Origin of the sequence: Diaminobutyricibacter sp. McL0608 (genome assembly GCF_039613825.1) — a bacterium.
Lineage (GTDB): Bacteria > Actinomycetota > Actinomycetes > Actinomycetales > Microbacteriaceae > Diaminobutyricibacter.
Map to the genome: position 1 here is coordinate 1,660,699 of NZ_CP154826.1, position 26,575 is coordinate 1,687,273.

Genomic DNA, 26,575 nt, shown 5'->3' on the forward strand with positions numbered 1-26,575 from the left:
CGCGACGCAGAACCCCACAAGGACTGCACAGATGAGCGACGGCGCGCCCCTTCGACGGCGACGATCCAGTGGATCACCGTCGATTCGTCATGGTCGCCTGCACAAACGCCGGCCGTTCGCGTTCATCGCCAAAGTGCTTGTCGCCACCCTCGGTGTGCTGATCGTCAGCGGGGGATCGATCGCGGCGATCGCGGCGTGGGATGTCGCCCGAACGATCAAGCCGGGAGTGCACCTGGCGCTGCCGCCCGGCAAGACGGCCGGGCCGATCCCGAGTATCGGGGCCATCGACGGCGGCGTGAACCTGCTGCTCACGGGAACGGACACGCGCACCGGGCAGGGCGGGGCCTTCAACAGCGCCGATGAACTCGACGGCAGTTCCGGGGCCGGGAACAACGATGTGACGATGCTGCTCCACATCGCCCAGAACCACCAGAGCGTGACGGTCGTGAGCTTTCCGCGTGACCTGATGATCCCCATCCCGGAGTGTCCTTCGCCCAACGGCGGCACGTACGGTTCCGTGGACAAAGCGATGATCAACACCACGCTGTCGCGCGGCGGGCTGTCGTGCGTCGTGCTCACCGTCGAGAAACTCACCGGCGTCTCCATCCCGTTCGCGGCGGAGATCAGCTTCGACGGCGTGAGCGCGATGTCGAACGCGGTCGGGGGAGTGACGGTCTGCCTGGCGTCGCCGGTGGTGGACAAGTACACGAATCCGCCGCTGGACCTCGCGGCCGGTCAACAGACCATCGTGGGAGCGGAGGCTCTCTCCTTCCTCCGCAGCCGCCACGGTGTCGGCGACGGAAGCGATCTGGGCCGCATCAGCAACCAGCAGGTGTTCCTGTCGGCGCTGGCGCGCAAGATCGTCAGCGGGGGTGTCCTCGCGAACCCGTTCCAGCTGTACCCGCTCGCCAAGGCGGCCGCGACCAACATGACCCTCTCGGACACCCTGACGAACCCGACGACCATGGTGCAGATCGCGCTTGCGTTGAAGGACACCGGTCTCGACAAGATGACCTTCATCCAATACCCGGTGATCACGGACCCCGACAACGTCAATCGTGTGATCCCCCAGAGCGATGACGCACAGGTCCTGGACGACGCCCTCGTCAACGACCAGCCGATCCAGCTCACGGGAACGCCTGGCCGGGCGGCGGAGCTCAACCCGAACGTGCCGACGCCGGCACCGATTCCGACGGCAGCTCCGACCACGACACCGGGGGCGACCACAGCTCCGGCCCCAGCGGCGACGCCGACCCCGTCGGGTCCTGCGCCCGTGGTGCTGCCGTCCTCCATCACCGGGCAGACCGCCGCGCAGCAGACCTGTACGAAGGGCAACGGCTGAGTCGGATCGCGTCTCAGGCGGCCAGCGGCGGCGTGACGAGAAAATGCCAGCCGAGCCACCACCAGAACAGCACGATCGTCACGCGGGCGGCACGATCCTGCATGACGCCGTCGAGCAGCTCACCGAAGCTCGCAAGCCGGGATTCCTGCCGCCGCGAGGTGATGACGAGAACCAGCATGGCCACGCCGCACGCGATGAATCCGGCGATGGTGACAACCCGGGTCACGACGCCCTCCCACGTTTGATCAGCGCGTAACCGCCGGCGAGCCACAACGCGATCAGCACGGCCCGGCCGACCGGCGACGCCACGAACGGATCGATGAGATCGGAGAGCGGCGGGAAGTCGTACTCGGCCGCCAGTGACGGCCTGCTCATGAAGTAGGCCCCGATCTCCCAGGCAGCCCCCGCAACGGCGATGACGGTCCACACCACGGCCGCCCGGCGGACAGCTTCCGGACGAGCGCGCGGCGCCGGAACCGTCGGTTGCGGCCACGTGATCGGGATGAGCGCGATCCCGATCGCCACGACGACCACGGTCTCCACGCCGCCATAGATCGGGGCGAGAGCGAGGACGAGAAGCAGTACGGCCATCAGCACCACCAGAAGGATCCGGCGCGGGTGCCGCTCTCGGTTCAATACTCGGAAGTTCAGCCGGCCCAGCGCATCCGCTGCGACCACCAGAGCGCCGCCGAGGAAGATCAGTCCGTCGACGGGAGCGCCGCGGAAGATGTGGAAAGCGCCGGTCAACGTGAGGATGACGATCCAGGCGACACGCGTGACGGTTGCGGAACGCGCGACGGTCTGTTCGGCGCGCTCCGACTCTGCTGGTCGATCCATTGCCATGGCGATCACCAGAGTACGCCTCAGAGCGCTGTCGACTGCCCCGCAAGCGCGAGCATCACGACGTCGATCAGTGCGCAGGCCATGATCAGGCGCATGAGGATGCGCGTGGTGTTCGTGCGCGCCACCAGGACGACGCCGACTGCGACGATCACGAGTCCGGCGACCAGGCCGACCAAGAGCGCTGGTCCGGGATGCGGACCGGGACCGAAGGTCAGGATGACGGTCGCGACCGCCACACAGGCGAAAGCGATATAGCCGGATGCGCGTGCCCCGAGGCGATGCGGGAGTCCGCGCACACCCGTGTCGCGGTCGTCGGCCAGATCGGGCAGCACGTTCGTGAAGTGCGCGGCGACGCCGAGCAGCGCACCGACGACGATCACCCAGGGCGCCGGGAACTGCGGAACCGGTTGGCCCAGCGTCGCCACCGCGGGAAGCAGCCCGAAGCTGACGGCGTACGGAAGCACGGATATCGGCGTGTTCTTGAGGCCGAGGTTGTACGCCCAGCCCATGGCCACCGCGACAATGTGGGTGAGGGCGGCGAGCGGTCCGAGCAGCAGGGAGAGCACGACCATGGCCGCGGCGGCGGCGAATGCCGACGTACGCACGACACTCACGGCGACGGCGCCCTGTGCAGCGGGCTTGTCCGGACGGTGGACGGCGGCGTCGCGCCCGGCGTCGATCCAGTCGTTCGACCATCCGATCGAGAGCTGCCCGGCAAGGATCGCGGCCATCAGGAGTAGGAGCCGTGCGGGTGCGTACGCGAGCCCGAATCCGAGTACGCCGGCAACGAGTGTGACGACGACGGTCGGACCCGGATGGCTGGCCAGCAGCAGGGATCGGACCGTTTTCGGCATGACCACATGCTAGTGACTCGGGAAATGTAAACAATTTGCGTGATCTTGCAATGAATTGCGTATGATCTAGGCATGTCGAAACGTTTGGCCGAAGTGGCTCGCAAGGTCGGTGTCAGTGAAGCGACGGTCAGCCGCGTGCTCAACGAGAAGCCCGGAGTGTCGGATGCGACGAGGCAGGCGGTTCTGACCGCGCTCGACGTCCTCGGGTACGAAAGACCCAGCAAACTCCGCGGCGAGCGGGCCCGGCTCGTGGGTCTCGTGCTGCCCGAACTGCAGAACCCGATCTTTCCGGCCTTCGCCGAAGTGATCGGGGGCGCGCTCGCCCAGAACGGCTACACGCCCGTGCTCTGCACCCAGACGGCGGGCGGCATCTCCGAGTCGGCCTACGTCGAGCTCCTCCTCCAGCAGCAGGTCTCCGGGGTGGTCTTCGTGGGCGGCGCCTATGCCCAGCAGGACGCGTCGCACGATCACTATGCGCGGCTGACCGACCTCAATCTGCCCACCGTGCTCGTGAACGCGCCGGTGGACGACCTGGACTTCGCGACCGTCTCGTGCGACGACTCCGTGGCCACGGAACAAGCGCTGAATCACCTGCGTCAGCTGGGTCATGAGAGAATCGGCCTCCTGCTGGGGCCGCGCGACCACGTGCCCTCGCAGCGCAAGCTCGCGGCTGCGAAGCGCGTCGTCGCATCCTGGGCGTTGCCATTCCACGACGAGCTCGTCGTGCATTCCCTCTACTCGCTGGAAGCGGGTCAGGCTGCGGCGACGCGACTGCTGGCGGCGGGCGTGACGGCAATCGTGTGCGCGAGCGATCCGATGGCTCTCGGCGCGATCCGGGCGGTGCGGCGGGCCGGACTGTCGGTCCCGGGCGATGTCTCGGTGATCGGCTACGACGACTCCGCACTGATGAACTGCACCGAGCCGCCGCTGACGACGGTGCGCCAGCCCATCGAACCGATGGGCCGCACGGTGATCGAACTCCTCCTGCGTCAGATCTCGAGCGATTCGGCCATTTCTGATGAGCTGTTCTTCGAGCCCGAACTCGTTGTTCGGGGCTCGACGGGTCCTGTTCGCGAGCGGTGATCCCTCGCAACGGAATGCAAAGTACGCAAATAACTTACGTTCTGTTTAGTTCTTGCATCAATCTGTCGATAACGCTACGTTTGCGTTCGACGACGGCGCCGGACGGTTCGACGCGGTCGCAACCCGAACGAACACGTCGACCCGACACTCGCAGCGCGAGCAGCAGGAGTCGCCCGATTGAGAAGGACTCCGAGTGGATCTTCCCGTGCTCGCTGCCCAGCCAGAGTCACCGGCGTCCGCCCGCGCAGCGCAGACCGCGATCGCGCGGCCCGCCGTGCCACCGCAGAACGACCCGGTGTGGTGGCGCAGCGCGGTCATCTATCAGATCTACATCCGCAGCTTCGCCGACGGGAACGGCGACGGCATCGGCGACCTGGCCGGTGTCCGCAAGCACCTCGGCTACCTCCGGGACCTCGGTGTCGACGCGATCTGGTTCACTCCCTGGTACGAGTCACCGCTCGCCGACGGTGGCTACGACGTCGCCGACTACCGCACCATCAACCCCGCGTTCGGGCAGCTGGCGGAAGCCGAAGCCCTCATCCAGGAAGCGCTGGAGTTCGGCATCCGCACCATCATCGATGTGGTGCCGAATCACATATCCGACCTCCATCCGTGGTTCCAGGCGGCGCTGGCCGCAGGCCCGGGGTCACCCGAACGCGAGCGTTTCTGGTTCCGTCCGGGACGGGGACCCGACGGCGATGAGATGCCGACCAACTGGGTGTCCAATTTCTCGGGGGAGACCTGGACCCGGACCACCAACCCCGACGGCACCCCCGGCGAGTGGTACCTTCACCTGTTCACGCCGCAACAGCCGGACCTGAACTGGAACCATCCGGATGTGAGGGCCGAACACGAGGCCATCCTCGAATTCTGGTTCGACAGGGGCGTGGCGGGAGTCCGCATCGACTCTGCGGCCCTTCTCGTCAAGGATGAGACGCTTCCCGAGGTCCCGCAGGACCCCGGGCCAGGCGAGCATCCCAACCAGGACCGCGACGAACTCCACGAGATCTACCGGGGCTGGCGTGCGATCGCAGACTCGTACCCGGGCACCCGTGTACTCGTCGGAGAGATCTGGCTGCCCGACATCGACAGGTTCGCGATGTACCTGCGTCCGGACGAACTGCACACTGCGTTCAATTTCGATTTCCTCGCCCGGCCCTGGAAGGCGCAAGAGCTCCGGACCTCCATCGATGAGACCCTCTCCGCCCACGCGCCGGTGAACGCGCCGTCGACCTGGGTGCTGTCCAATCACGACGTGACGCGGCCCGTCACCCGCTACGGCCGCGCGGACACCTCGTTCGCGTTCCTGAAGAAGCGCGCCGGGACCCCGACCGACCTCGCGCTGGGCGAGCGCCGCGCGCGAGCGGCAGCGCTCCTCACGGCCGCGCTCCCCGGCTCCCTCTACATCTACCAGGGCGACGAACTCGGGCTCCCCGAGGTCGAAGACCTTCCGGCCGATCGCCTCGAAGATCCCATGCACTTCCGCTCGGGCGGAGTCGACCCGGGTCGCGACGGCTGCCGTGTTCCGCTCCCGTGGCGCGGCATCCGCCCGCCCTTCGGCTTCAGCCCGGCCGACGCCTCCGACGAACCGTGGCTTCCGCAGCCGGAATCGTGGGCGCACCTCACCGTGGAATCGGAGCAGAGCAATCCCGCCTCCATGCTCTGGCTGTACCGCCAGGCACTGCGCATCCGCCGCAAGACCGACGGACTCGGCGACGGTCCGCTCGCTTGGCGTGACAGCGCAGACGACGTGCTCGTATTCGCCCGTGGCGAGCACTTCGTGAACGTCACCAACCTCTCGGATGCGCCGGTCGCGCTCCCGGAGCACACGGCCATCCTGCTCAGCAGCAGTCCGCTCGAACACGGACTCCTGCCCCCGGACTCCACGGCGTGGCTACGAACACAGCACTAGCCGCCGGAGAGCGTCGCGGAACCCCGCCACGACGCGCAACGCACCACCAGCAATGACAAACCCACAGAAACAACAAACACACTCCGAAAGGAACCGACAATGAGGTCACCAAGAACGGTCGCCGCAGTCGCGGCGATCACGCTCGCCGGCGTCGGCCTGTTGGCCGGCTGCTCGAGCTCGGGCAGTGGGGACAGTAGCGACGGCAAGACGCACATCACGGTCGCCAGCCTGATCCCCGGCAGCGACAAGTCCGCATTCAAGGCGTTCGACGACCGTGTGAAGGCGTTCGAGAAGGCGAACCCCGACATCGTCGTCAAGTCCGAGGAATACCAGTGGACCGGGCCGACATTCGCCACGCAGCTCGCCGGCGGAACGCTGCCCGACGTCTTCAACGTGCCGTTCACCGACTCGCAGTCGCTGCTGCAGGCCGGCCAGCTCGCAGACATCACCGCAGAGGTCAACACGCTGCCGTACGCGGACAAGTTCAACGAGAACATCCTGGCGGTCGCGAAGGACGGCGACAAGATCTACGGCATCCCCTACGGGCCGTACGCCATGGGGCTGTCCTACAACCGGGAGATCTTCCAGAAGGCCGGTCTCGACCCGAACAAGCCGCCGACAACCTGGGATGAGGTCCGTCAGGACGCGAAGACCATCTCGCAGAAGGTCCCCGGTGTGGCGGGCTACATGCAGATGACCAAGGGCAACACCGGCGGCTGGGAACTCACCACCACCGTCTACGCTCGCGGCGGACGCATGCAGACGGTCAGCGACGGCAAGACCAAGGTCACGACGAACAACCCCGTGACCAAGGAGGCGCTGCAGTTCCTGCACGACATGCGCTGGCAGGACAACTCGGTCGGCAGCAACTTCCTGCTCGACTGGAGCGGAATCAACCAGGCGTTCGGCGCCGGCCAGATCGCGATGTACCCGAGCGGATCGGACGTACTGACCGCTCTGGTGCAGCAGGACAAGGTCGACCCGAAGAACTACGGCCTGGCCATGCTTCCGGTGGCGGACAGCAGTGACGCCGGCGTCCTGGTCGGTGGAAACGTCGCGGCGGTCAGCCCGAAGTCGAGCGCCGCCGAGCGTGCCGCCGCAGTCAAGTGGATCGACTTCTACTACATGCAGAAGCTGCTCGACCAGGACCAGGCCGTCGCCGACGCGAAGACCCTCGCCGCATCGAACCAGCCGGTCGGCGTTCCCAGCCTGCCGGTGTTCGACAAGGCCACGTACGACCAGACGCTGTCGTGGATCAAGGACGAGGTGAACATCCCGCTCGAGAATGTGGCGCCGTTCACCGACAAGATCTTCGACGCAAACCTCGTGCCGGAGCCGAACAAGCACACGCAGGAGCTCTACGGAGCGCTCGACTCGGTGGTGCAGGCCGTGCTCACCGACAAGAACGCTGACATCGACAAGCTCCTCAGCACCGTGGACACGAACATCCAGGCGCTGGTCGACGCAGACAAGTAACCAGCAGCTGCGAGGCTGGCGGGGCGTCGATCGCCCCGCCAGCCTTCAGCCGCTTTCGGCGAACTCCGCACCGCACAGAAAAGGCAGATCCATGACAGCCATCGACCGGCCGAGAACGAACTCGCGCAGAGTCGTCAGACGCAACCCAGCCACCTGGCTTCGGGGAGGCGGTCTGAGCACACTCGTCTTCCTCCTCCCGATGCTCCTGATCTTCGGGCTCTTCTCGTGGTACCCCATCGTGCGGGCCATCATCATGAGCTTCCAGCACACCAACCTGGTCTCGACGCCGACCTGGGTCGGCTGGGACAACTTCGTCCAGGTCGTCCATGACCCGCTGTTCTGGACGGCCATCGGCAATACGGCGTGGTTCGCTCTCCTGGCGCTCATCCTCGGCTACCCCGTGCCGTTGATCGCGGCCGTGCTCATGAGCGAGGTCAAGCGGGCGAAGGGCCTGTACAGCGCGCTGGCCTATCTTCCGGTGGTCGTTCCGCCCGTGGTCGCGGTCCTGCTCTGGAAGTTCTTCTACGACGCGAGCCCGACGGGCGTGTTCAATACCATCCTGGGCTGGGTCGGGATTCCGCCACAGCCATGGATCCAAAGTGCGACGCAGGCCATGCCGTCCCTGGTCGTCGAAGCGACCTGGGCGGCCGCAGGCGGCACGATCATCATCTATCTCGCAGCGCTGACCGGCGTAGCGCCCGAGCTGTACGACGCGGCAGAGGTCGACGGTGCGAGCATCTGGAAGAAGATCTGGCACGTGACGCTGCCGCAGCTCCGCGGCATCCTCCTCATCACCCTGATCCTGCAGATCATCGGCACCGCACAGGTGTTCCTCGAACCTTTCTTGTTCACGGCGGGCGGTCCTGTCAACTCGACGGTCACCATCCTTCTGCTCATCTACCGCTACGCGTTCCAGAACAGTCTCGGCGGCGACTACGGGGCCGCGACGGCGCTCAGCCTGATGCTCGCGGTGTTCCTCGCCGTCCTCTCACTCGTGTACTTCCGCCTCACCAAGTCCTGGAGCCAGAATTGACCACCTCGACCGACTTCACGCCTGAGGTCATGAACGTGATGACCGACGAGATCGAGAGTGCCGGCGTCGCGGGCGGCCCACCGAGGCGACCCCGGCGCAGGCGCAAGGAGAAGGCGGCGCAGGACAGTCCGGACCGCGGCATCCTGTCGCCATCCGACTGGCGCCGGCGCCGGACCCGCTGGACGAACAGGACTCTGCACATCGTTCTGCTGGTGATCCTCTTCATCGTCGGCCTCGGCCCATTGCTCTGGCTTGCGAAGTCGGCGATCACGCCGACGGCGGACACGCTCAGGACACCGATGGCGATCTTCCCGCACGGCGTGGACTGGTCGATCGTCTCAACAGCCTGGTCCACCGTGCACATCGACGTGCAGTTCGTGAACACGATCTGGGTCGCTGCCGGGTCGTGGGCGTGTCAGATCGTCGTCGCGACGACCGCCGGCTATGCGTTGAGCGTTCTACGGCCGAAGTACGGCAACGTGATCCACGGCCTCGTGCTCGGAACCCTCTTCGTGCCCGCGGTAGTGCTGCTCGTTCCGCTCTACCTGACCATCCTCAACCCGCCGCTGATCGGCACCTCGCTGATCAACACGTTCTGGGCCGTGTGGCTGCCCGCGGGCGCCAACGCGTTCAACGTCGTCCTGGTGAAACGGTTCTTCGACAACCTTCCCCGGGAGGTGTTCGAGGCGGCACGCACGGACGGCGCAGGCCCGTTCCGCCTGTTCTGGTCGATTGTGCTGCCGATGTCCAAACCGATCCTCGGAGTCGTCTCCGTTTTCGCGATCATCGCGGCGTGGAAGGACTATCTCTGGCCGATGCTCGTACTGCAGGATCCGGCCATCCAGCCGCTCTCGGTCCGCCTGCCGAACCTGCAGGCGGCGATCGAGCTGGACGTCTTCCTCGCAGCGCTCGCGATCTCCACCCTCATCCCGATCGCTCTCTTCCTCGTGTTCCAAGGTTTGTTCCTTCGCAGCGCAGGACTGGGGGGCGCCGTCAAGGGCTGATGTGCAGGTTCCGTCCGGGTGGCGCGGTTACCATCGGACGGTGTCAGCGCGAGAGACGGTTTCCGGGCGACGCGGACGCTCCCGCCGCGTGGCGGTCGTGCTCGCGGTCGCGGGGCTCATACTCGCGGGTTGCGCATCGACGGCGAGCGTAACTCCCTCCCCGTCGCCGTCCCGATCGCCGCAAACTGCCGCACCGGATCCGGTTGATGCCTATGCGGAGGCCCGCCTCGCGTCGATGACGCTGAGACAGAAGGTCGCGAGCCTTCTCATGCTCCACCGGCCGGGCGTCGACGGCATGGCCCTGCGCTCGTTCGTCGACAGCTACGGTCTGGGCGGCCTGATCCTGATGGGCGACAACATCCCGCCGGGATTGGCCGCACTTCGCGCCGAGACGGCCGCGATCAGCTCGGATCCGGGGCTTCCGGTGCTCACGGCGACGGATGAGGAAGGCGGCATCGTCAGGCGACTGCCGGAGGACACGGCTCCGGGTCCCGATCAGCTGAAGGGCGAGGCTCCGGATGCGACCCGCGCGGCATCCGCCAGCCGCGCGGCCCTGCTGAAGGCGGCGGGCATCTCTCTCAATTTCGGGACGGTCGCCGACGTGACGGCCGATCCGCATTCGTTCATCTTCGATCGCGTGCTCGGAACGACGCCGGCGGATGCGAGCAGCCGGGTCGCTGCATCCGTCGCCGGACAGAAGGGTGTGGTGCTTTCGACGCTCAAGCATTTTCCCGGGCACGGCGAGGTCGAGGCCGACTCGCATCTGTCCATCCCGACGACGCCGGTGTCGCTCGATCAGTGGCGTGAACGCGATGAGCCGTCGTTCGCGGCGGGGGTGAAGGGCGGCGCAGACGTCGTCATGTTCGGGCATCTCGTCTACAGCGCGGTCGACAGCGCACCCGCGTCGCTATCCGCCGTGTGGCACCGCATCCTCGTAGACGAGGTCGGGTTCGACGGTGTGACGATCACAGACGACATGCGGATGCTGCAGGACTCCGGAGTCGCGCAGTACCAGGACCCCGGAGAGAACGCGGTGCGCGCACTTGCTGCGGGGAACACGATGCTGTTGTTCGTCCTGGGCACCGACCCGTCCGAAGACGGAGTCGACCCAGGACACGTCATCGACGCGATCGTCGCAGCGGTCGACTCCGGGCGGATCTCGCTTTCCCAGATCGACGGGGATGCGCGCAAACTGCTGCGTCTGCGGCGATCGCTGGCAGTATCCGGCGACTGATCGGAAGAATTTTCGCGATCTCGGAATAACCGGGATATCTATGCGCTTGCATACATCGGACGAGAAAGTCCCCCACTCCCACCGAGTCAACCATTGGAGATCACTATGTCCGAAAACGTCACCATCCCCGGATACAAGGCCGGAACCTGGACCATCGACCCGTCGCACAGCGAGGTCGGGTTCAGCATCCGCCACCTCACGATCAGCAAGGTCAAGGGTGTGTTCGAGAACTTCGACGCGACCTTCGTGACCGCTGAGAACCCGCTCGAGTCGACTGTCACGGCCAAGGCCGATGTCGCCTCGGTCAACACCAAGGACAAGAACCGCGACGCCCACCTCCGCACCGGAGACTTCTTCCTCGCAGAGGAGCACCCGACCATCGACTTCGTCTCGACGGGCGTGCGTGTCGAAGGCGGCGACTTCCTCGTCGACGGCGACCTGACCATCAAGGGCGTCACCAAGCCGGTCACGTTCGACTTCGACTTCGGCGGTTTCGGCCAGGACCCGTACGGCAACTACAAGGCCGGCGCGACCGCCAAGACCGAGATCAACCGTGAGGACTTCGGTCTCACGTACAACGCGGCACTCGAGACCGGCGGCATGCTTCTCGGCGACAAGGTCACGATCACCCTCGAACTCCAGGCCGTTCTCGCTCAGGCCTAGTTCGACAGCAATACAATCGATTTCTCAGGGGTCCCGCACTTTCGGGGCCCCTGAGCTCGCTTAAGCGGCGTTCCTTCGAGGGGTGCTCGTTTCACGGGCCGTCTTCTCCGGTGATCTCGTCATGGATCCGACGGAGGTCCTCGACGAGCGAGCCGATCAGCACCCAGTGCCGCGAATTGGGCGCGGCCACCGACAGCGGAGCCGTCAGCACCGGGATGTCCGCGGTCACGGACTCGGGCTCGGGAGCCGCAGTCGGGTCGCGCGAGAGCAGCCTGAGGTCGTGGGATGCGCGGCTCAGCTCATCGGCGATGGCCTCGACCGTCGGCTCCCGCGAAATGCTGTCGTCATAGCGGTCGTGAAAGGCGCGCGTCATTCCCAGGATCCGTGTGATCACTGGGCCGAGACGGCTGAAGAAGGCGTCGACGGCGTCCAGATCCCGTCTGTGGCGTGACTGCCGCGGATTCAGTGTGAGGCTCTCGCGTGCCTGGGTCAGGTCTGCCTCGGTCTTCTTCTGCATGGGGCGCAGCAGGCGCGCGGTGATGAGCAGCTCATCGAGTTGCGCCTGCGACTGGGGTGTCATCAGCGCAGCGGCCAGACGATCGAGTGTCGCTGCCGCCTCGTTACCGAGGGCGTTGACCGAGTTGCGTGCGGGGCCGATCAGCACGGGCGGGACGATCGCGATGTTCACAATGATGCCGATGATCGCGCCGATCACCGTCTCGATGATGCGCACGAACGCGTAGCCCGGCGAGAGCGCGCCGATGGCGAGCACGAGCATCGCCGTGATCGGAACCTGGTTCGCAGTGCCGGGGGTCAGCTTCAGCGCCCAGGAGAGGAAGATCGCGACGACGACCGCGAGCAGCACGATCCAGCTCGTCGTGCCGAAGAGGAGTCCGACGGCGTAGGCGATCACCACTCCGACGATGACGCCGATGCTCCGCTCGATCGCGCGCCCGATCGACTGGTTGACACTCGGCTGGACCACCAGAAGCGCGGCGATCGCTGCGAAGATCGGCAACTGGGTGGGGAGGAACGTGCCCGCGATGAGCCACGCGAGAATCATCGCGACAGCCGTTTTCGCAACCTGCAGCAGCGGGATGCGCGCTGGTGCTCGCAAGGTCGTTGGCAATCGCACGAGTCAAGGCTACGGCGTCAGGCGACCTCACCGCGCAGACCCAGGAACCGGCCGTAGCTGCGGACAGAGGTCGCCAGGCTGGCCTTCTCGCCCGGCGCGAGGGGAGCGAAAGGGTCTGCTTCGATCGCCACGCGCGAACCGTTGGCCGCCCGCCGCCAGGTGCCCGCGACACGACCTCTGGAGACGATGAGGGGTTTGAAGATGCCGTTCGCGCCGGGAACGACCCGGTCGGCGAATTCGGGAGCGAGGACAGGACTTCGATCCTGGTAACCGAGGAGGTACTCGTCGAAGCCGGGCAGGAGGTGGACCGCCCGAGGGCGAGCGGCGGGTGCCGAATCGGCGAGTTCCGACGTCATCCAGTACGTCACACCGTCCACCTCGAACGACGTGAGCCTGTCCCGGATGAGCGCGAGTCCCGCCTTCGCGCCGGCCATCGTCCCCTTGGTCCACCAGATGTAGTCCTTGAGCGTGGCAGGACCATGTCCGGCGAGGTAACGCAGAAGGAATTCGCCGAGGGCCTCGTCGTCGCCGAGGATCCGCTGGTTCGGCGCCCATTCGGCCAGGAGTACGAGCGACTGCTGGGTGCGATGGGGCGGACCCCAGCACAGTACGCCGGTCTGGCCCAGGTAGAAAATGAGATGGTAGCCGCGCTGGCCCGTGGTGCGTATGCCGTGACGCTCCCAGAGCTCCATCAACTCCGCGCGACCCAATGATCGGCCGCCCGACAGCTCATCGACGACGATGTCGCGTGCGCGAGCGAGGTCTGCATCGTCGAGTTCGAGCTGGCGGTGCCGGGTCGCCAGTCCCTTGATCATGCGCGGCATCGTGAGCCTGAGCATCCACCCGAGTTCGCTCGCCGGGACGAAATGCAGGGTGCCACGCATCGGCCAGGAGCGCACGATCTCGCCCCGCTCGAGCGAGGTGATCACATCCGTCTGTTTCGCGCCTTCGGAGCGGACGCCGAGCGCCCAGCAGCCCGCCGCGAAATCCTGTGCCTGCGTGGCGAGCATGCGCTCGGCGACGGCCAGAGGCGATTCGAGGGATTCCGTCAGCGCCTGGGCGGCCTGACGGAATCGGAAGAGGTCGGCGTATCCCGCGTGCGTCGGCATGTGTCCAGTATTGCGGCAGCCGCCGACAGGACGCGTCAGCTCAGGAGGCCCAGGTCTGTGAGCTGGTCGCTAAGACCTGCGCCGTCGGGGGAGTACACCCAGGACACGCCGCTCGTCTCGGAGTGCTTCTCGGCTTTGGAGCGGCCACCGGCGAGCACAGCCTCACCTGTCGACAGCTGGCGGATGGCCACAGCGGAGACGTTCTCCGGATGTCTCGTCGTGAACTCGCCATAGATGATCTCGTCGTGCTGACCGTCGTCGCCGACGAGGAGCCAGCGGAGGCCGGGGAACTCCTCTGCGAGTCGAACGAGGCTCGACTCCTTGTGCTCGCGCCCGCTGCGGAACCAGCGATCGTGTGTCGGGCCCCAGTCGGTGAGCAGCAGGGGGCCCGCAGGGAAGAGGTTGCGCGAGAGGAACCGCTTGATGGTCGGCGCGACGTTCCACGCGCCGGTCGACAGGTAGATGACCGGTGTTCCCGGATGGGTCGCTGCGAGTCGTTCGAGAAGCACCGCCATCCCCGGAGTCGGAACACGCGCGTGCTCGTCGAGTACGAAGGTGTTCCAGAACGCCAGGAAGGGGCGGGGGAGTGCCGTCACCATGACCGTGTCGTCGATGTCCGAGATCACGCCGAACGTCGCGGACGGGTCGACGATGAAGACGGGCGACTCGACAGCACCCCGCGAATCCGCCGTGTACATGCGTACGGTGTGCCACCCCGGCGCGAGCTGGACGGGGATCACGACATCGATCACTCCGCCACGGTCCGGACGCACCTCGTGGGTCATGCCCTCGATCTCGATGGTGACCGTCTCGTCGTTCACCGGGACGCTGATGAAGGATCTCCAGCCCCGGATGCTCTCCTCGCGCTTGCGGTTGGCGCGTTCCGCGCGGCTCCCTGGCCGAGGCTCGCGTGCGAGAACGATTCGGCCCAGGATGCGCGCCCAGGTCGGCGCACCGTATCCGGTGTACGGCACGACGGTCGAGAGGAAGCCCTTTTTGCGCGCACGCTTCGCACGGAAATCGTGGAAGGCGTCCTCGATGCGCGCGGCTCGATGCATGATGGGCTCGACGCTCGCGCCGCGATCCTCGGGTGAACGGGCCATATGTGCCAGTTTCTCATGAACCGGCCGGGTTTCAGGGCCACGCGGCGGGCTCGCGCCGCGTGACATGTGCATTTCCTGCGACGCGCCACAGGCTTTACAGGAAAAATGAGGGATTCCCGGTTTATGATCCAATCATCGCGGCGATCGACTCGTCGCAGGGCTGGGGACCCGCAGCGCCGTATTGTGGACATGCAGGAAAGAAGGAGTAGCCCTAGTGCCCATCAATGATCTCGCGACCAGCCAAGGCCAGTCGGGAGTACCTCTCGTTCGTACCGAGCCCATCCAGGAACGCAGTGCCGCGCGCATCGATGCGCTTCTGGACGCCGCCGCCGAAGTCGTCGACGAGATCGGTTTCGACCGTCTCACGACCGCGATGGTGGCCGAGCGCGCGGACGCATCCATCGGGACCGTGTACCGGTACTTCCCCGACCGCATCGTGCTCTTGCAGGCACTGCGCGATCGAGCGTTGCAGCGGTACCGCCACGCCGTGGTCGAAGGCATCCACAAGGCCTCGCCGGACCACTGGTGGGACGCCATGGAGTGCGCCATCGACGCGTTCGTGGAGATGTTCCGCACCGAGCCCGGCTTCCGCATCATCCGGTTCACAGACGCGCAACGTCAGAACGTTTCCGTCGACACGGGCGTCGGCGACGATTTCTTCGCGCACCGGTTTGCCGACATCCTGGCCGAGGAGTTCGGCCTCCCGGCCGGCGACCAGCTGAACTTCCGTCTCGAGGTCGCCGTGGAGATCGCCGATTCGCTGATCACTCGCGCGTTCCTACTCGACCCGCAGGGCGACGAGAGGTTCATCGACGAAGCGCGCGTAGTCATCCGCGAATACCTGGCGAAACGCTACGACGAGGGCGCGACGGCCTGAATCCGTCCCGATCGGCGAGCGCCGATCGGTCGAGGCGCTTGCGGTTCCCGCTCGCGAGTGGGAATGTCGGTGGCCTGAGGCAGCGTTGTCTTCATGAAACGCAGCAAGGCGGTCGGCGATTGCTGAAGATCCCCTTCACAAAATGCAATCCGTCTTTGCCAAACGCTCCGAATGGTGTTTGGGTTGAACATCTGGCACGTGTTGATCCGAAACCTTCCTCGAGGAATGAGCCGCAAAGATGATCGAGTTCCGCTCGGTGACCAAGCAGTTCCCCGACGGAACTGTGGCGGTCCGCGATTTCTCGCTGGTGATTCCGTCGCGCAAGATCACGGTGCTCGTCGGTTCATCGGGGAGCGGTAAGACGACCATCCTGCGCATGATCAACCGGATGGTCGATCCGACCAGCGGGACGATCGAGATCGACGGCGAAGACATCTCCACGCTCGCGCCCGTCCACCTGCGACGAAGCATCGGCTACGTCATGCAGAACTCCGGCCTGCTTCCGCACCGCAAGGTCGCCGACAACATCGCGACGGTTCCGCTCCTGCGTGGCGTGAAGAAGCGGGTGGCCCACGAGAACGCACTCGAGTTGATGGACACCGTGGGACTCGACCGCTCGCTCGCCGACAAGTATCCGAGCCAGCTGTCGGGCGGGCAGCAGCAGCGCGTCGGTGTGGCGCGCGGTCTCGCGGTCGACCCGAACATCCTGCTCATGGACGAGCCGTTCGGCGCGGTAGACCCGATCGTGCGCGACGACCTGCAGCAGGAGCTCCTCCACCTCCAGCGCGAACTCGACAAGACCGTGGTCTTCGTCACGCACGACATCGACGAGGCGTTCCTTCTCGGTGAGCAGGTCGTGATCTTCCGCACGGGCGGAATCGTGGCACAGAAGGGCACGCCGGCCGAGATCCTGAGCAACCCGGCCGACGACTTCGTCGCGTCGTTCGTCGGCGCCGAACGAGGCAAGCGCGCGCTCCACATCGAACAGACCTCGACCGGTGAGATCCTGGTCGACAGCGACGGACGCACCGCAGGTGTGCTCGCCGGCGCATCCGCCCACGAAGCAAAGGCCGCGACCCTTCTGGGCGCGGGTGCTCCGGCGCAGGGTGAGGAAGCGCCGTGAGCTGGCTGTGGTCGAATTTCGGCCTCATCGACTATGGCCAGGTCTGGCAGCTCACTGTCATCCACATCGGACTGAGCATCCCCCCGATCATCTTCGGTTTCCTGATCTCGCTTCCGATCGGCTGGGTGGCCAACCGGTACCATGCGTCGCGGGGGACCCTGCTCACGATCGGCGGCATCCTCTACACGATCCCGTCCCTGCCGCTCTTCATCGCGATGCCGTCGCTGATCGGCACGAAGATCCTGAACCCGGTCAACGTGATCGTCGCTCTGACGATCTATGCGCTCGCACTCATGGTGAGAACGACGGCGGATGCGCTCGGCTCCGTCTCCGGTGACGTATTGCAGTCCGCCACTGCGGTCGGGTTCTCGGGCTGGCGTCGATTCTGGGCCGTCGAGCTGCCGCTGGCCGGCCCGGTCCTGCTCGCCGGTCTCCGAGTGGTCTCGGTGAGCACGGTCAGCCTCGTCAGCGTCGGGTCGCTGATCGGGGTCAACAACCTCGGCAATCTCTTCATCGACGGATACCAGCGGTCCTTCCCCGAGGAGGTCGTGGTCGGAATCCTGGCTGTGATGGCGATCGCGTTCGCGTTCGACGGCATCCTGCTGCTGCTGGGCCGCGTCCTGTGGCCCTGGACCAGGGTCGATCGACGCAACCGCAGGGTGACGCGGCGTGAGCAGGTACGGGCGGTGACAGAAGCATGATCAATTTCGTCGCCGCTTTCGCCTGGATCGGTGATCCTGCGCACTGGGTCGGACCGAACGGCATTCCCGTGCGTATGTGGGAGCACATCTGGTATTCGGGCATCACCCTGCTGATCGCTGCGGTCATCGCCATTCCGATCGGGCTCGCAATCGGTCACACCGGACGTGGTCGGGGGTTCGCCGTCTCCGTTTCCGGGGCGCTCCGCGCCATCCCCACACTCGGTCTCGTCGTGTTCCTCTCACTCGAGCTCACCGCGCCCGATCTGATCCCGCCACTGATCGCTCTGACTCTGCTCGCGATACCGCCGGTTCTGGCCGGGGCCTACGCCGGCGTCGACGCGGTCGACAAGGGCACGGTCGATGCAGCCCGCGCTATGGGTATGACCGAACTCCAGGTGCTGCGAAAGGTCGAACTGCCGTTGGCGCTCCCGCTTCTGATCGGCGGTCTGAGGGCAGCAATGCTGCAGGTCATAGCGACCTGGACGGTTGCGGCATTCCTCCCCGTCGGAGGACTCGGCAGGTACCTCATCGACGGGCTGCCGATCCGTGCGTATGACGAGATGCTCGCGGGTTCGATCCTTGTGGTCGCCCTCGCCCTGGTGACCGACGGCGTGTTCGCGATCATCCAGCGGCTCGTCGTCCCTCGCGGGGTCGTCGTATCCCGCGTCGCAGATGTCCGTGTGAAGACTTCGCGTCGTCGCGCGGTGGTAGGTGTGCCCACTCAGGAAAGCACCACCGAGTAGAGAAAGAGAAAAGGAAGAAATCATGTTTGCATCAAGAAGAGGCCGCATCGCCGCAGGCGTGCTCGCCGCGGGGGCGCTGCTCGCTCTCAGCGCGTGCTCGTCCGGCAATGCGCTTGACAGCGGCAGCACCTCCTCGAGCTCCGCTGGAACCATCACGGTCGGGTCCGCCGCGTTCGGCGAGAACGAGATCATCGCGGAGATCTACGCCCAGGCGCTCGAAGCGAAGGGAGTGAAGGTGAATCGCAACCTGAACATCGGACAGCGCGCGGTCTATCTCGCCGCACTGCAGGACGGATCGATCGATCTCGTTCCGGAGTACACGGGCAACCTGCTTCAGAACTATGACAAGTCGACGACTGTACAGTCGAGCGACGATGTGTATGCGGCTCTCCAGAAGGCTCTTCCCGCCGGATTCGAGGTGCTCGACCAGTCGCAGGCACAGGACGCCGACTCCTACAACGTGACGAAGGCGTTCTCCGACAAGTACAACGTCAAGAGCCTTGCCGACCTCGCCGCGGTGAAGATTCCGCTCAAGGTCGCGGCGAACCCCGAATTCGCGACACGACCCTATGGCATCCCCGGGCTCAAAAGCCAGTACGGTGTCACCTCGGAGCTCATTGCCGTGAACGACAGCGGCGGTCCCAAGACGATTGCGAAGCTCAAAGACGGCGAAGTTCAGCTCGCCGACATCTACACGACGACGCCGGCGATCAAAGATGACGGCTTCGTGACGCTGGATGATCCCAAACACATGATCCTCGCCCAGAACGTCGTGCCGCTGATCAACTCGAAGAAAGCCAATACCACGGTCAAGGACGTCCTGAACAAGGTGTCTGCAGCGCTGACCACCGCCGACCTGATCGAGCTGAACAGTGAGAACCAGGGAGCGCAGAAGGTCTCGCCGGCCGACGCCGCCAAGAAGTGGCTAGCCGACCACAACCTCAGCTGATCGAACGACGAAGGCGGCGATCCGGATGATCCGGATCGCCGCCTTCGTCGTACCGTCGGTGCCGGCTCAGTCGGCCGTCGCCGTATGGAGCCGGTTGATCAGCGACCAGAAGTATTCGAGAGCGCCCGCCATGTCGGCGGTCCCGTCGAGCATCCACTGCACCTGCATCCCGTCGGCGACCGCGATCGTCAGCCGCGCGACCTCGTGAGCGTCGATCGCGGGGTCGATCGCGCCGGCCTCCTGTTCGGTCACGATGTACCGTGCGAGCTGGTCGATGAAGAACCGGTAGCGCTCGACGAAATAGTCGTGGCCCGGATGGCCCTCGTCTGAAGCTTCGGCCGAGATCGTCGCATAGAGGTGCACGAGACCCGGCACTTCGGCGTTGTGCCGCATCGCGTCGACCAACCCCTGGAACGCGTCGGTCTGGTCGACCACCGAACTCATGTCCGCTTCGTCGCGTTTACGCAGGACCTCGGCGAAGAGCTCTTCCTTCGAACTGAAGTGATGCAGCAGTCCCGCCTGGCTGAGGCCGACGGCTTCCGCGATCTCACGGAGGGATGCGCGCCGATACCCACGCTCGGCGAACACTTCGAGAGCAGTCGTCAGGATCTCTTCGCGCTTGGCGAGGCCCTTGGCGTACGACCCTTTCTTCGGCATGGACATGATGCTACTGGCATCGCGACACCCGGATCCGATTCCGTGCGGCGCCGGGCGCGTTGATAGGTTGGATCCGGACGCCACAAGTGTCCGCCTCCACAGGAATGACCATCCTGCCGGAAGCTCTGTCGATGATGCGGCCGAGGTTCGGCCGCATCCCTGAGGAGTACCGCGTGAATGATGCACTGGACGCCCTTCTGCTGGCCCGCTGGCAGTTCGGACTGACCACCATCTACCATTTCCTCTTCGTGCCGATCACGATCGGCATGGCGTCGACAGTGGCGATCTTCCAGTCGGCCTGGTACCGCACAGGCAAGCCGCACTACCTGCAGTTGACGCACTTCTTCGGCAAGATCTTCCTGATCAACTTCGCGATGGGCGTGGTCACCGGCATCGTGCAGGAGTTCCAGTTCGGGATGAACTGGTCCAACTATTCGAGGTTCGTCGGCGATGTCTTCGGGGCGCCGCTCGCGCTGGAGGGACTGCTCGCGTTCTTCCTCGAGGCGACCTTCATCGGTCTGTGGATCTTCGGCTGGAGCCGATTGCCGCGGGGCCTTCACCTCGCCACCATCTGGGTGGTCGCGATGGGTTCGATCCTGTCTGCTTACTTCATCATCGCGGCCAACGCATTCATGCAGTGGCCGGTCGGCTTCACGATCAACGACGCTCGGGGCCGAGCCGAGCTGACCGACATCTGGGCTCTCCTCACCAACAAGGTGGCACTGGCAGCGTTCCCGCACACACTCGTGGCCTGCTTCATGGTCGCTGCGGGACTCGTGATCTCCATCGCGGCGTGGCATCTCTCGCGCGGCCGCAACCTCGACACGATGCGGCCGGCGCTCAAGTTCGGCCTCTGGACCATGATCGTCGCGGGCGTGCTCACCGTCCTGACCGGTGATCAGCTGGGCCTCGTGATGGTGGAGACCCAGCCGATGAAGATGGCTGCGGCAGAAGCGCTCTACCACACGGCGACCGGCGCGAATGCGTCGTTCTCGATCTTCACGTGGGGAACGCCGGACGGAGTTCACGAGCTCTTCTCCATCCGCATCCCCTACCTGCTCTCCTTCCTCTCCACCCACTCGCTGAACGGCACCGTCGAGGGAATCAACGAACTCCAGGCGCAGTACGTGCAGCTCTTCGGCCCTGGCGACTACACGCCGATCATCTGGGTGACGTACTGGGCATTCCGGTGGATGATCGGTCTCGGTCTGCTGCACGTCCTCGTCGCGATCGCCGGCCTGTGGGTGACCCGCAAGGGCCGTTCTCCCGTTCGCCGCTGGGTCTGGAAGATCGCCATCTGGGCTTTCCCGCTCTCGCTCGGCGCCATGATCATGGGCTGGATCTTCACGGAGATGGGCCGGCAACCGTGGATCGTCTTCAGTCTGATGAAGACCAGCAGCGGTGTTTCTCCGGGCGTCACCGGGCTGACGGTGCTCATCTCGCTGATCGCCTTCACGCTGATCTACGGCATCCTGGCCGTCGTCGAGTTCCGCCTGATCAAACGTGCGGCGCAGAAGGGCCCGGATCCCATCGACGACCACAAGGACGAATCGGGCGAGATCGCCCCACTCGCGACGGTGTACTAGGAGCGCATGATGGATCTCACAATTCTCTGGTTCTGGATCATCGCCTTCTTCTTCGTCGGGTATTTCGTCCTCGACGGTTTCGACTTCGGTGTCGGAATGGCTCTGCCCTTCCTCGGAAAGGACGATGTCGACCGCCGGGTGATGATCAACACCATCGGTCCGGTGTGGGACCTCAACGAGACCTGGCTGATCGTCGCCGGTGCCTGTCTCTTCGCGGCCTTTCCCGAGTGGTACGCCACGCTGTTCAGCGGGTTCTATCTCGCGCTTCTCCTGATCCTCCTCGCCCTCATCGTGCGCGGCGTCTCGTTCGAGTACCGCCACCAGCGTCCCGATTCGCGCTGGAAGGCCTGGTTCGACGGGATGATCATCGTCGGTTCGGCGGTCCCCGCGCTGCTCTGGGGTGTCGCGTTCGCGAACATCGTGCAGGGAGTGGCTCTCGACGCCCACCACACGTACACGGGCACGCTGTTCGACCTTCTGAACCCTTACGCGCTGCTCGGCGGACTGACCACGCTGCTGCTCTTCTTCACCCACGGTGTCGTCTTCGTCTCCCTGAAGACCGAAGGCGACATCCGGGATCGCGCCCAGCGGCTCGCATCCCGTTCCGGAGTCCTTGCAATCGTCGTCGCCGCCGCGTTCCTGCTCTGGACGGGGCTCGCCCACTTCAGCGTGGCCTTCGTGATCCTCGCCGTGGTGGCGGCCGTGTGCCTCGTCATCTCGTGGCTCGCGAATCTGCGTCGCGCGGAAGGCTGGTCGTTCCTTTTCATGGCGCTGACGATCGCCTTCGCGGTGGTCTCGCTGTTCGCAAACCTGTTCCCGAACGTCATGCCGGCGACGGACCCGGCCAACAGCCTGACGATCGAGAACGCGTCGAGCACGACCTACACGCTCACGGTGATGAGCTGGACGGCGCTGATCTTCCTGCCGCTGGTGATCCTGTACCAGGGCTGGACGTACTGGACCTTCCGCAAGCGACTCTCCCGGGCGAGCATCCCGTCGGAGTCCTCGGAGACCGTGACCGGCTGACCGGTGCGACCACTCGATCGGCGGCTCCTCGCCTACGCGTCGTCGGCGCGCACAATGCTCGCCGCGGGCGGGCTGCTCGCCCTCGCGCAGGCCGCGTGCACCGTCGGCTTCGCCTGGCTCGTCACCCAGCTGATCGTGAAGGCGATCGGGGGGAAGGGGATCGCGGAGCTGGGCGGTCTCCTGACCGCGCTCGTCGCTGTCATCCTGATCCGCGGTCTGCTCCTCTGGCTTTCCGACCTCACCGCCACCCGCGGAGGCGCGGGCTCGATCGGGCAGTTGCGGTCGGCGCTGCTGGCAGCGATCGGGCGTCTGGGCCCATCCTGGCTCGCATCCCGCAGCACAGCAGAGGTGACCTTGACGGCCGGTCGCGGTCTCGATGCGCTTGACGGATACTTCAGCCGTTACCTGCCGCAACTGATCCTGACCGTGGTCGCCACCCCACTGATCGTGGTGGTCATGCTGGTCAGCGACCCGCTGAGCGGCGTGATCGTCATCGTGACGCTCCCGCTGATCCCGCTGTTCATGGTGCTCGTCGGATGGGCCACCCAAGCCGCCCAGCAGCGGCAGTGGGAGACACTCGGACGGCTTTCGCGGGCGTTCCTCGACATCGTGAACGGTCTGTCCACCCTCAAGCTGTTCGGTCGTCAGCATCGCCAGGCCGACCGGATCCGTGCGATCAGCGACGAATACCGCGTGCGGACGATGCGCGTTCTGCGTGTCTCGTTCCTCAGCGGTTTCGTCCTGGAACTCGGCGCGAGCCTGGCGGTCGCGATCGTGGCCGTCGAGGTCGGCCTGCGACTGCTGGCGGGCGACGTGGACCTCGGCGTCGGACTCTTCGTCCTTCTGCTGGCGCCGGAGGCATTTCTCCCCGTGCGGAACATCGGCACCAGCTATCACGCGGCGACGGAGGGGATCGCCGCCGCCGCGAGTGCGTTCGATATCCTCGACGAGGACCGTGCCGCGGTCGAGACGGATGCGCGCCGACGGCCGTCCCTCGATACGACGCTCCCGAACGGGACCGTGATCATGCGAGCGGTATCCATCGACCACGGCGGCACCGTCGCGGTGCGCGACTTCACCGCCCGATTCGAGCCCGGATCGCTGACCGTCCTGACCGGGCCCAGCGGTGCCGGAAAGTCGAGCCTGATCGCAGCGCTTCTCGGCTTCGCTGCCTTCGAGGGCGACATCCGGCTCGGGGTGGGCGAGCATCCGCCTGCCTCCCGTGCAGCCGGGGAGCTGATCGCCTGGTCGGGTCAACGCCCGAGTCTCGGCGCCGGTACCATCGGCTCGAACATCGCGCTCGGCACGGACCTATACGACGAGGAGCTCGTCCGCCAGGCACTGGTGACGGCGGCGGCGGATGAGCTCTCGTTGTCCACGGTCCTCGGTGTCGGCGGGGCGGGGCTGTCCGGTGGGCAGGCACAGCGGGTCGCCGTCGCGCGCGCCGCCTACCGGACGGCCGAACGCGACTGCCCGGTGCTCGTGCTCGACGAACCGACGTCCGCTCTCGATGACCTGACGGAGGCGCGCCTCATTGCCAGACTCCGGGAACTCGCGGCCGCCGGGCGCACAGTCATCGTCGTGAGTCATCGTGCCGCGGTGATCGCGGCCGCCGATGCCGTCATCGCGGTGGGGGAGCTGGCCCATGCGTGACGCCCGAGTCAGGTCGATCCTCCGCCGTTCGCAGCCGCCGCTGCGCAGATTCTGGCCGGCGGTCGCGTTCGGGGTGCTGAGCGCCGGGTCCGCGGTCGCTCTGCTGGGGGTTTCGGCGTGGCTGATCACGCGCGCATCCGAACAGCCGTCGTTGATCTTCATCTCGTTCGCGGTCGTCGGGGTGAGGGCTTTCGCGCTCGGGCGGGCTTTCTTCCGTTACCTCGAGCGGCTGGTGGGGCATGACGCGGCCTTCCATCAACTCGCGGCGATCCGCGCCGGAATGGTGGATGCGCTCGTGCCGCTCGCCCCCGACGGACTCGGCGCCACGCGGCGCGGACAACTGCTGTCGACGCTGGCCGACGATGTGGATGAACTCCAGAACCGCTCCCTGCGAGTGGTGCAACCGCTGGTGACGGCGGGGATCGTCTCGATCGTGACGGTTGTGGGAATCACCGTCCTTCTGCCTGCGGCCGGCCTCATCCTGGCGATCGCCCTCGTGCTCGCCGGCATTCTCGGCACCGTCGTCAACGGAACTCTGTCGGCGAGAGCAGAGCGGCAGCTCGCGCCCCTGCGCGCGGGCCTCAACGATCGCGTCCTCGAGCTGGTCGGAAACCTTGAAGTGCTCACTGCCTTCGGCGCGCTTCACAATGCCACCGAATCGACCGCGGGGGCCGGTGTGAGGCTGACCCGCGCCATCCGCTCCCGGGCATCCGGAGCCGCACTGACGGCGGCGGTCGTCTCTGTACTCGCAGGCGGCGCCACCGTCGGCGCCATCCTCGTCGGTGCGCCGGCGCTGGGCGCGCACGGGATCGACGCGCCGACTCTCGCGGTTCTCGCGCTCGTACCGCTGGCGATTTTCGACGTCTTCGCCATGGTCCCGCTCGCCCTCAGCGCGCGGCGCCAGATCATGGCCAGCACCGAGCGCATCGCGCGCACGGTTCCTGCTCGGATTCCGTCAGGAATCCCCGTCGACGGTCCGAGCCCGGTCCCTGCCACGACGATCGAGCGCGACGCCCCTGTGCTCGTGCTTGCCGGTGTCACCGCGCACTGGCCGGGTTCGAATCGCCCGGTACTCACCGACGTCTCGTTGCAGCTCGCCCGCGGCGAACGCGTGGTGATCGAAGGCCCGACCGGGTCGGGCAAGACTGCGCTGGCCCACGTGCTCACCCGCTTCATCGACTATGAGGGAAGCTATCGCCTGGGAGGGGTCGAGGCGCGCGACCTCGCTCAGGACGATGTGCGCGCCGTCGTCGGACTCTGCGAGCAGCAGCCGTACCTGTTCGACTCCGACATCCGGCAGAACCTGCTGTTCGCACGCGATACGGCGACGGACGCCGACCTCGAAGCTGTGATCGAGCGCGTCGGCCTCACCGACTGGCTGCACGAACGCGGTGGCCTGGATGCGCGGGTGGGCGAGCGGGGCTCCCTCGTCTCGGGTGGACAGGCGCAGCGCATCGCGCTCGCACGGGCCCTGCTAGCGGACGTCTCCGTGCTCATCGCGGACGAGCCGACGGCCAATGTGGATCTCGACGTGGCCGATCGGATCGTGCGCGATATCGTCACGGTCGCCGCGCGGTCCGGCACTGCCGTCATCCTGATCTCACACGTGGCCGTCGCGCCCGATCTCGTCGACCGACGCGTTCGGATGGAGCACGGCCGGCTGCGACCGCTCAGTCCAGAGGACGTGCCAGCGCGGTGAGTCTGGAGCGCCAGCGGTCCGCGTGGTGACCGGAGGCGTCGAGGTCGGGTCCGTCGACCCAGGCGCTCACGACGCGGATGCCGTGAAGCGCGTTGACGGCCCAGACCTCGCATCCCGCGAGCTCGTCCGGCGTCGCCTCCTCCTCGGCCACCTGGGTGCCTATGGCGGCCGCGATGGTCAGGATCGCGCGCGCGGTGACGCTCGGGATGCGCGGCAGGTACGCAGGCGGAACCATGAGCCGGTCGCCGCGCCACCACATCAGGCTGGTGGTCGAGCCCTCCGACACGAGGCCGGTGTCCAGGATCACCCCTTCGCGTGCGCCGGACCGCTGCGCCTCCTGGCGAAGCCGGAGCATCGCCTCGAGATCGGGCCCCTTGACGGTCGGCTCGGTGCGCGGATCCGTCCCGCTGTGCGTCGCGACGACGACGGACTGCCGGAGCTCCGGCGCCGAGCGGAGGCGGAAAAGCAGACGGAAGGAGCCGTCATGCGACGACACCTCGAGCCGCGGGAACCAGTCTGCTTCGCGGGGGATCAATTGCAGCGCCGCCCGGTAGAACGTGTCGAGCTCATGCTCGTCGTGATGTCCGCGCGCCATGGCCGACTCGATGAACCGGCTTCGATGGACGTCGACCGCGAGTGCGCGCCCATCCCTCACGAGGAACGAGTCGGCGACCTCAAGGCGCGTGGCGAAGAGCTCGCAGTCCTCGAGGAGGCGGAGGGAACCGTCGTGCCAGTCGAAGAGCGCGGAGATCTCGCTCATGTGGATCGCC

General features: G+C 66.1%; 25 protein-coding genes. 17 read left to right on the plus strand and 8 right to left on the minus strand.

The annotated features are described in order from the left end of the window. Nucleotides 1–31 precede the first annotated feature (31 nt). Nucleotides 32–1,342, plus strand: a complete 1,311-nt coding sequence (locus AAYO93_RS07860) for an LCP family protein (protein WP_345764426.1) — start codon at nucleotides 32–34, stop codon at nucleotides 1,340–1,342. A gap of 13 nt (nucleotides 1,343–1,355) precedes the next feature. Here the strand turns inward: AAYO93_RS07860 and AAYO93_RS07865 are convergent, their stop codons facing one another. The 3 genes from AAYO93_RS07865 to AAYO93_RS07875 are packed head-to-tail and all read right to left on the minus strand — an operon-like array spanning nucleotide 1,356 to nucleotide 3,039. Beyond that, nucleotides 1,356–1,568, minus strand: a complete 213-nt coding sequence (locus tag AAYO93_RS07865; protein ID WP_345764427.1) for a DUF6186 family protein — start codon at nucleotides 1,566–1,568, stop codon at nucleotides 1,356–1,358. Then, entirely contained in the window at nucleotides 1,565–2,194 is a 630-nt protein-coding gene (locus tag AAYO93_RS07870) for a hypothetical protein (protein WP_345764428.1), read from the minus strand. Before AAYO93_RS07870 ends, AAYO93_RS07865 begins: the two co-directional genes overlap by 4 nt. Before the next feature lie 11 nt (nucleotides 2,195–2,205). Further along, nucleotides 2,206–3,039, minus strand: a complete 834-nt coding sequence (locus tag AAYO93_RS07875; protein WP_345764429.1) for a UbiA family prenyltransferase — start codon at nucleotides 3,037–3,039, stop codon at nucleotides 2,206–2,208. 72 nt (nucleotides 3,040–3,111) lie between these two features. Between AAYO93_RS07875 and AAYO93_RS07880 the strand changes: the two genes are divergently transcribed. From AAYO93_RS07880 to AAYO93_RS07910, 7 genes are all read left to right on the plus strand, one after another. Then, nucleotides 3,112–4,122: a LacI family DNA-binding transcriptional regulator gene (locus AAYO93_RS07880; protein ID WP_345764430.1), complete on the plus strand. Its 1,011-nt coding sequence runs from the start codon at nucleotides 3,112–3,114 to the stop codon at nucleotides 4,120–4,122. 193 nt (nucleotides 4,123–4,315) lie between these two features. Then, complete coding sequence (locus AAYO93_RS07885) at nucleotides 4,316–6,034, plus strand: glycoside hydrolase family 13 protein (RefSeq protein ID WP_434056676.1); 1,719 nt, start codon at nucleotides 4,316–4,318, stop codon at nucleotides 6,032–6,034. 99 nt (nucleotides 6,035–6,133) lie between these two features. Continuing rightward, nucleotides 6,134–7,510: an extracellular solute-binding protein gene (locus AAYO93_RS07890; RefSeq protein WP_345764431.1), complete on the plus strand. Its 1,377-nt coding sequence runs from the start codon at nucleotides 6,134–6,136 to the stop codon at nucleotides 7,508–7,510. Between the two features lie 91 nt (nucleotides 7,511–7,601). Beyond that, nucleotides 7,602–8,543: a carbohydrate ABC transporter permease gene (locus tag AAYO93_RS07895; protein ID WP_345764432.1), complete on the plus strand. Its 942-nt coding sequence runs from the start codon at nucleotides 7,602–7,604 to the stop codon at nucleotides 8,541–8,543. Continuing rightward, the gene (locus tag AAYO93_RS07900; protein ID WP_434056677.1) at nucleotides 8,540–9,547 is read left to right on the plus strand and encodes a carbohydrate ABC transporter permease; all 1,008 of its coding nucleotides are present in this window, start codon (nucleotides 8,540–8,542) and stop codon (nucleotides 9,545–9,547) included. The genes AAYO93_RS07895 and AAYO93_RS07900 overlap by 4 nt, the downstream gene beginning before the upstream one ends. 235 nt (nucleotides 9,548–9,782) lie before the next feature. Continuing rightward, nucleotides 9,783–10,781: a glycoside hydrolase family 3 N-terminal domain-containing protein gene (locus AAYO93_RS07905; protein ID WP_345764433.1), complete on the plus strand. Its 999-nt coding sequence runs from the start codon at nucleotides 9,783–9,785 to the stop codon at nucleotides 10,779–10,781. 105 nt (nucleotides 10,782–10,886) lie between these two features. Further along, on the plus strand, nucleotides 10,887–11,444 hold the full coding sequence (locus AAYO93_RS07910; RefSeq protein WP_345764434.1) for a YceI family protein: 558 nt from the start codon (nucleotides 10,887–10,889) through the stop codon (nucleotides 11,442–11,444). A 91-nt stretch (nucleotides 11,445–11,535) separates the two neighbouring features. On the opposite strand, the gene AAYO93_RS07915 is transcribed toward AAYO93_RS07910, so the two are convergent. Genes AAYO93_RS07915 through AAYO93_RS07925 form a run of 3 tightly spaced genes read right to left on the minus strand, consistent with a single transcriptional unit; the run spans nucleotide 11,536 to nucleotide 14,791 of the window. Then, complete coding sequence (locus AAYO93_RS07915; protein ID WP_345764435.1) at nucleotides 11,536–12,579, minus strand: FUSC family protein; 1,044 nt, start codon at nucleotides 12,577–12,579, stop codon at nucleotides 11,536–11,538. 17 nt (nucleotides 12,580–12,596) lie between these two features. Further along, a complete protein-coding gene (locus tag AAYO93_RS07920; protein ID WP_345764436.1) occupies nucleotides 12,597–13,688 on the minus strand; it encodes a winged helix DNA-binding domain-containing protein in 1,092 nt (363 codons plus the stop codon). A 35-nt stretch (nucleotides 13,689–13,723) separates the two neighbouring features. Beyond that, complete coding sequence (locus AAYO93_RS07925; protein WP_345764437.1) at nucleotides 13,724–14,791, minus strand: App1 family protein; 1,068 nt, start codon at nucleotides 14,789–14,791, stop codon at nucleotides 13,724–13,726. A 214-nt stretch (nucleotides 14,792–15,005) separates the two neighbouring features. Between AAYO93_RS07925 and AAYO93_RS07930 the strand changes: the two genes are divergently transcribed. The 5 genes from AAYO93_RS07930 to AAYO93_RS07950 all read left to right on the plus strand — a co-directional run bounded on the left by AAYO93_RS07930 (nucleotide 15,006) and on the right by AAYO93_RS07950 (nucleotide 19,184). Beyond that, on the plus strand, nucleotides 15,006–15,668 hold the full coding sequence (locus AAYO93_RS07930; protein ID WP_345764438.1) for a TetR/AcrR family transcriptional regulator: 663 nt from the start codon (nucleotides 15,006–15,008) through the stop codon (nucleotides 15,666–15,668). 238 nt (nucleotides 15,669–15,906) lie between these two features. Further along, on the plus strand, nucleotides 15,907–16,791 hold the full coding sequence (locus tag AAYO93_RS07935; RefSeq protein ID WP_345764439.1) for an ABC transporter ATP-binding protein: 885 nt from the start codon (nucleotides 15,907–15,909) through the stop codon (nucleotides 16,789–16,791). Then, nucleotides 16,788–17,492 (plus strand): ABC transporter permease, encoded by a 705-nt coding sequence (locus AAYO93_RS07940; RefSeq protein WP_345764440.1) that lies wholly within the window; start codon nucleotides 16,788–16,790, stop codon nucleotides 17,490–17,492. Before AAYO93_RS07935 ends, AAYO93_RS07940 begins: the two co-directional genes overlap by 4 nt. After that, nucleotides 17,489–18,235: an ABC transporter permease gene (locus AAYO93_RS07945; protein ID WP_345764441.1), complete on the plus strand. Its 747-nt coding sequence runs from the start codon at nucleotides 17,489–17,491 to the stop codon at nucleotides 18,233–18,235. The genes AAYO93_RS07940 and AAYO93_RS07945 overlap by 4 nt, the downstream gene beginning before the upstream one ends. A 22-nt stretch (nucleotides 18,236–18,257) precedes the next feature. Further along, nucleotides 18,258–19,184, plus strand: a complete 927-nt coding sequence (locus tag AAYO93_RS07950) for an ABC transporter substrate-binding protein (RefSeq protein ID WP_345764442.1) — start codon at nucleotides 18,258–18,260, stop codon at nucleotides 19,182–19,184. Nucleotides 19,185–19,250: 66 nt separating this feature from the next. Here the strand turns inward: AAYO93_RS07950 and AAYO93_RS07955 are convergent, their stop codons facing one another. Next, nucleotides 19,251–19,841 carry a TetR/AcrR family transcriptional regulator gene (locus tag AAYO93_RS07955; RefSeq protein WP_345764443.1) on the minus strand — a complete coding sequence of 197 codons (591 nt, stop codon included), beginning with the start codon at nucleotides 19,839–19,841 and terminating at the stop codon, nucleotides 19,251–19,253. A gap of 173 nt (nucleotides 19,842–20,014) precedes the next feature. On the opposite strand from AAYO93_RS07955, the gene AAYO93_RS07960 reads away from it, so the two are divergent. The 4 genes from AAYO93_RS07960 to cydC are packed head-to-tail and all read left to right on the plus strand — an operon-like array spanning nucleotide 20,015 to nucleotide 25,805. Beyond that, nucleotides 20,015–21,427, plus strand: coding sequence for a cytochrome ubiquinol oxidase subunit I (locus AAYO93_RS07960; RefSeq protein WP_345764444.1), 1,413 nt, complete (start codon nucleotides 20,015–20,017; stop codon nucleotides 21,425–21,427). Between the two features lie 9 nt (nucleotides 21,428–21,436). Beyond that, on the plus strand, nucleotides 21,437–22,453 hold the full coding sequence (gene cydB / locus AAYO93_RS07965; RefSeq protein WP_345764445.1) for a cytochrome d ubiquinol oxidase subunit II: 1,017 nt from the start codon (nucleotides 21,437–21,439) through the stop codon (nucleotides 22,451–22,453). Nucleotides 22,454–22,456: 3 nt separating this feature from the next. Next, the gene (cydD, locus tag AAYO93_RS07970; RefSeq protein WP_345764446.1) at nucleotides 22,457–24,106 is read left to right on the plus strand and encodes a thiol reductant ABC exporter subunit CydD; all 1,650 of its coding nucleotides are present in this window, start codon (nucleotides 22,457–22,459) and stop codon (nucleotides 24,104–24,106) included. Then, on the plus strand, nucleotides 24,099–25,805 hold the full coding sequence (gene cydC / locus AAYO93_RS07975) for a thiol reductant ABC exporter subunit CydC (RefSeq protein WP_345764447.1): 1,707 nt from the start codon (nucleotides 24,099–24,101) through the stop codon (nucleotides 25,803–25,805). Before cydD ends, cydC begins: the two co-directional genes overlap by 8 nt. Here the strand turns inward: cydC and AAYO93_RS07980 are convergent. Further along, nucleotides 25,777–26,565 carry an aminotransferase class IV gene (locus tag AAYO93_RS07980; RefSeq protein WP_345764448.1) on the minus strand — a complete coding sequence of 263 codons (789 nt, stop codon included), beginning with the start codon at nucleotides 26,563–26,565 and terminating at the stop codon, nucleotides 25,777–25,779. The two genes, cydC and AAYO93_RS07980, sit on opposite strands and share 29 nt — an antisense overlap. Nucleotides 26,566–26,575 lie beyond the last annotated feature (10 nt).

Bases quoted from the DNA above. Each gene is read 5' to 3' on its own strand.
- AAYO93_RS07860 (WP_345764426.1), top strand. From the start codon at position 32: ATGAGCGACGGCGCGCCCCTTCGACGGCGACGATCCAGTGGATCACCG.
- AAYO93_RS07875 (WP_345764429.1), bottom strand. From the start codon at position 3,039: ATGCCGAAAACGGTCCGATCCCTGCTGCTGGCCAGCCATCCGGGTCCG.
- AAYO93_RS07880 (WP_345764430.1), top strand. From the start codon at position 3,112: ATGTCGAAACGTTTGGCCGAAGTGGCTCGCAAGGTCGGTGTCAGTGAA.
- AAYO93_RS07890 (WP_345764431.1), top strand. From the start codon at position 6,134: ATGAGGTCACCAAGAACGGTCGCCGCAGTCGCGGCGATCACGCTCGCC.
- AAYO93_RS07895 (WP_345764432.1), top strand. From the start codon at position 7,602: ATGACAGCCATCGACCGGCCGAGAACGAACTCGCGCAGAGTCGTCAGA.
- AAYO93_RS07905 (WP_345764433.1), top strand. From the start codon at position 9,783: ATGACGCTGAGACAGAAGGTCGCGAGCCTTCTCATGCTCCACCGGCCG.
- AAYO93_RS07910 (WP_345764434.1), top strand. From the start codon at position 10,887: ATGTCCGAAAACGTCACCATCCCCGGATACAAGGCCGGAACCTGGACC.
- AAYO93_RS07920 (WP_345764436.1), bottom strand. From the start codon at position 13,688: ATGCCGACGCACGCGGGATACGCCGACCTCTTCCGATTCCGTCAGGCC.
- AAYO93_RS07925 (WP_345764437.1), bottom strand. From the start codon at position 14,791: ATGGCCCGTTCACCCGAGGATCGCGGCGCGAGCGTCGAGCCCATCATG.
- AAYO93_RS07935 (WP_345764439.1), top strand. From the start codon at position 15,907: ATGATCGAGTTCCGCTCGGTGACCAAGCAGTTCCCCGACGGAACTGTG.
- AAYO93_RS07945 (WP_345764441.1), top strand. From the start codon at position 17,489: ATGATCAATTTCGTCGCCGCTTTCGCCTGGATCGGTGATCCTGCGCAC.
- AAYO93_RS07950 (WP_345764442.1), top strand. From the start codon at position 18,258: ATGTTTGCATCAAGAAGAGGCCGCATCGCCGCAGGCGTGCTCGCCGCG.
- AAYO93_RS07955 (WP_345764443.1), bottom strand. From the start codon at position 19,841: ATGCCGAAGAAAGGGTCGTACGCCAAGGGCCTCGCCAAGCGCGAAGAG.
- cydB (WP_345764445.1), top strand. From the start codon at position 21,437: ATGGATCTCACAATTCTCTGGTTCTGGATCATCGCCTTCTTCTTCGTC.
- cydC (WP_345764447.1), top strand. From the start codon at position 24,099: ATGCGTGACGCCCGAGTCAGGTCGATCCTCCGCCGTTCGCAGCCGCCG.
- AAYO93_RS07980 (WP_345764448.1), bottom strand. From the start codon at position 26,565: ATGAGCGAGATCTCCGCGCTCTTCGACTGGCACGACGGTTCCCTCCGC.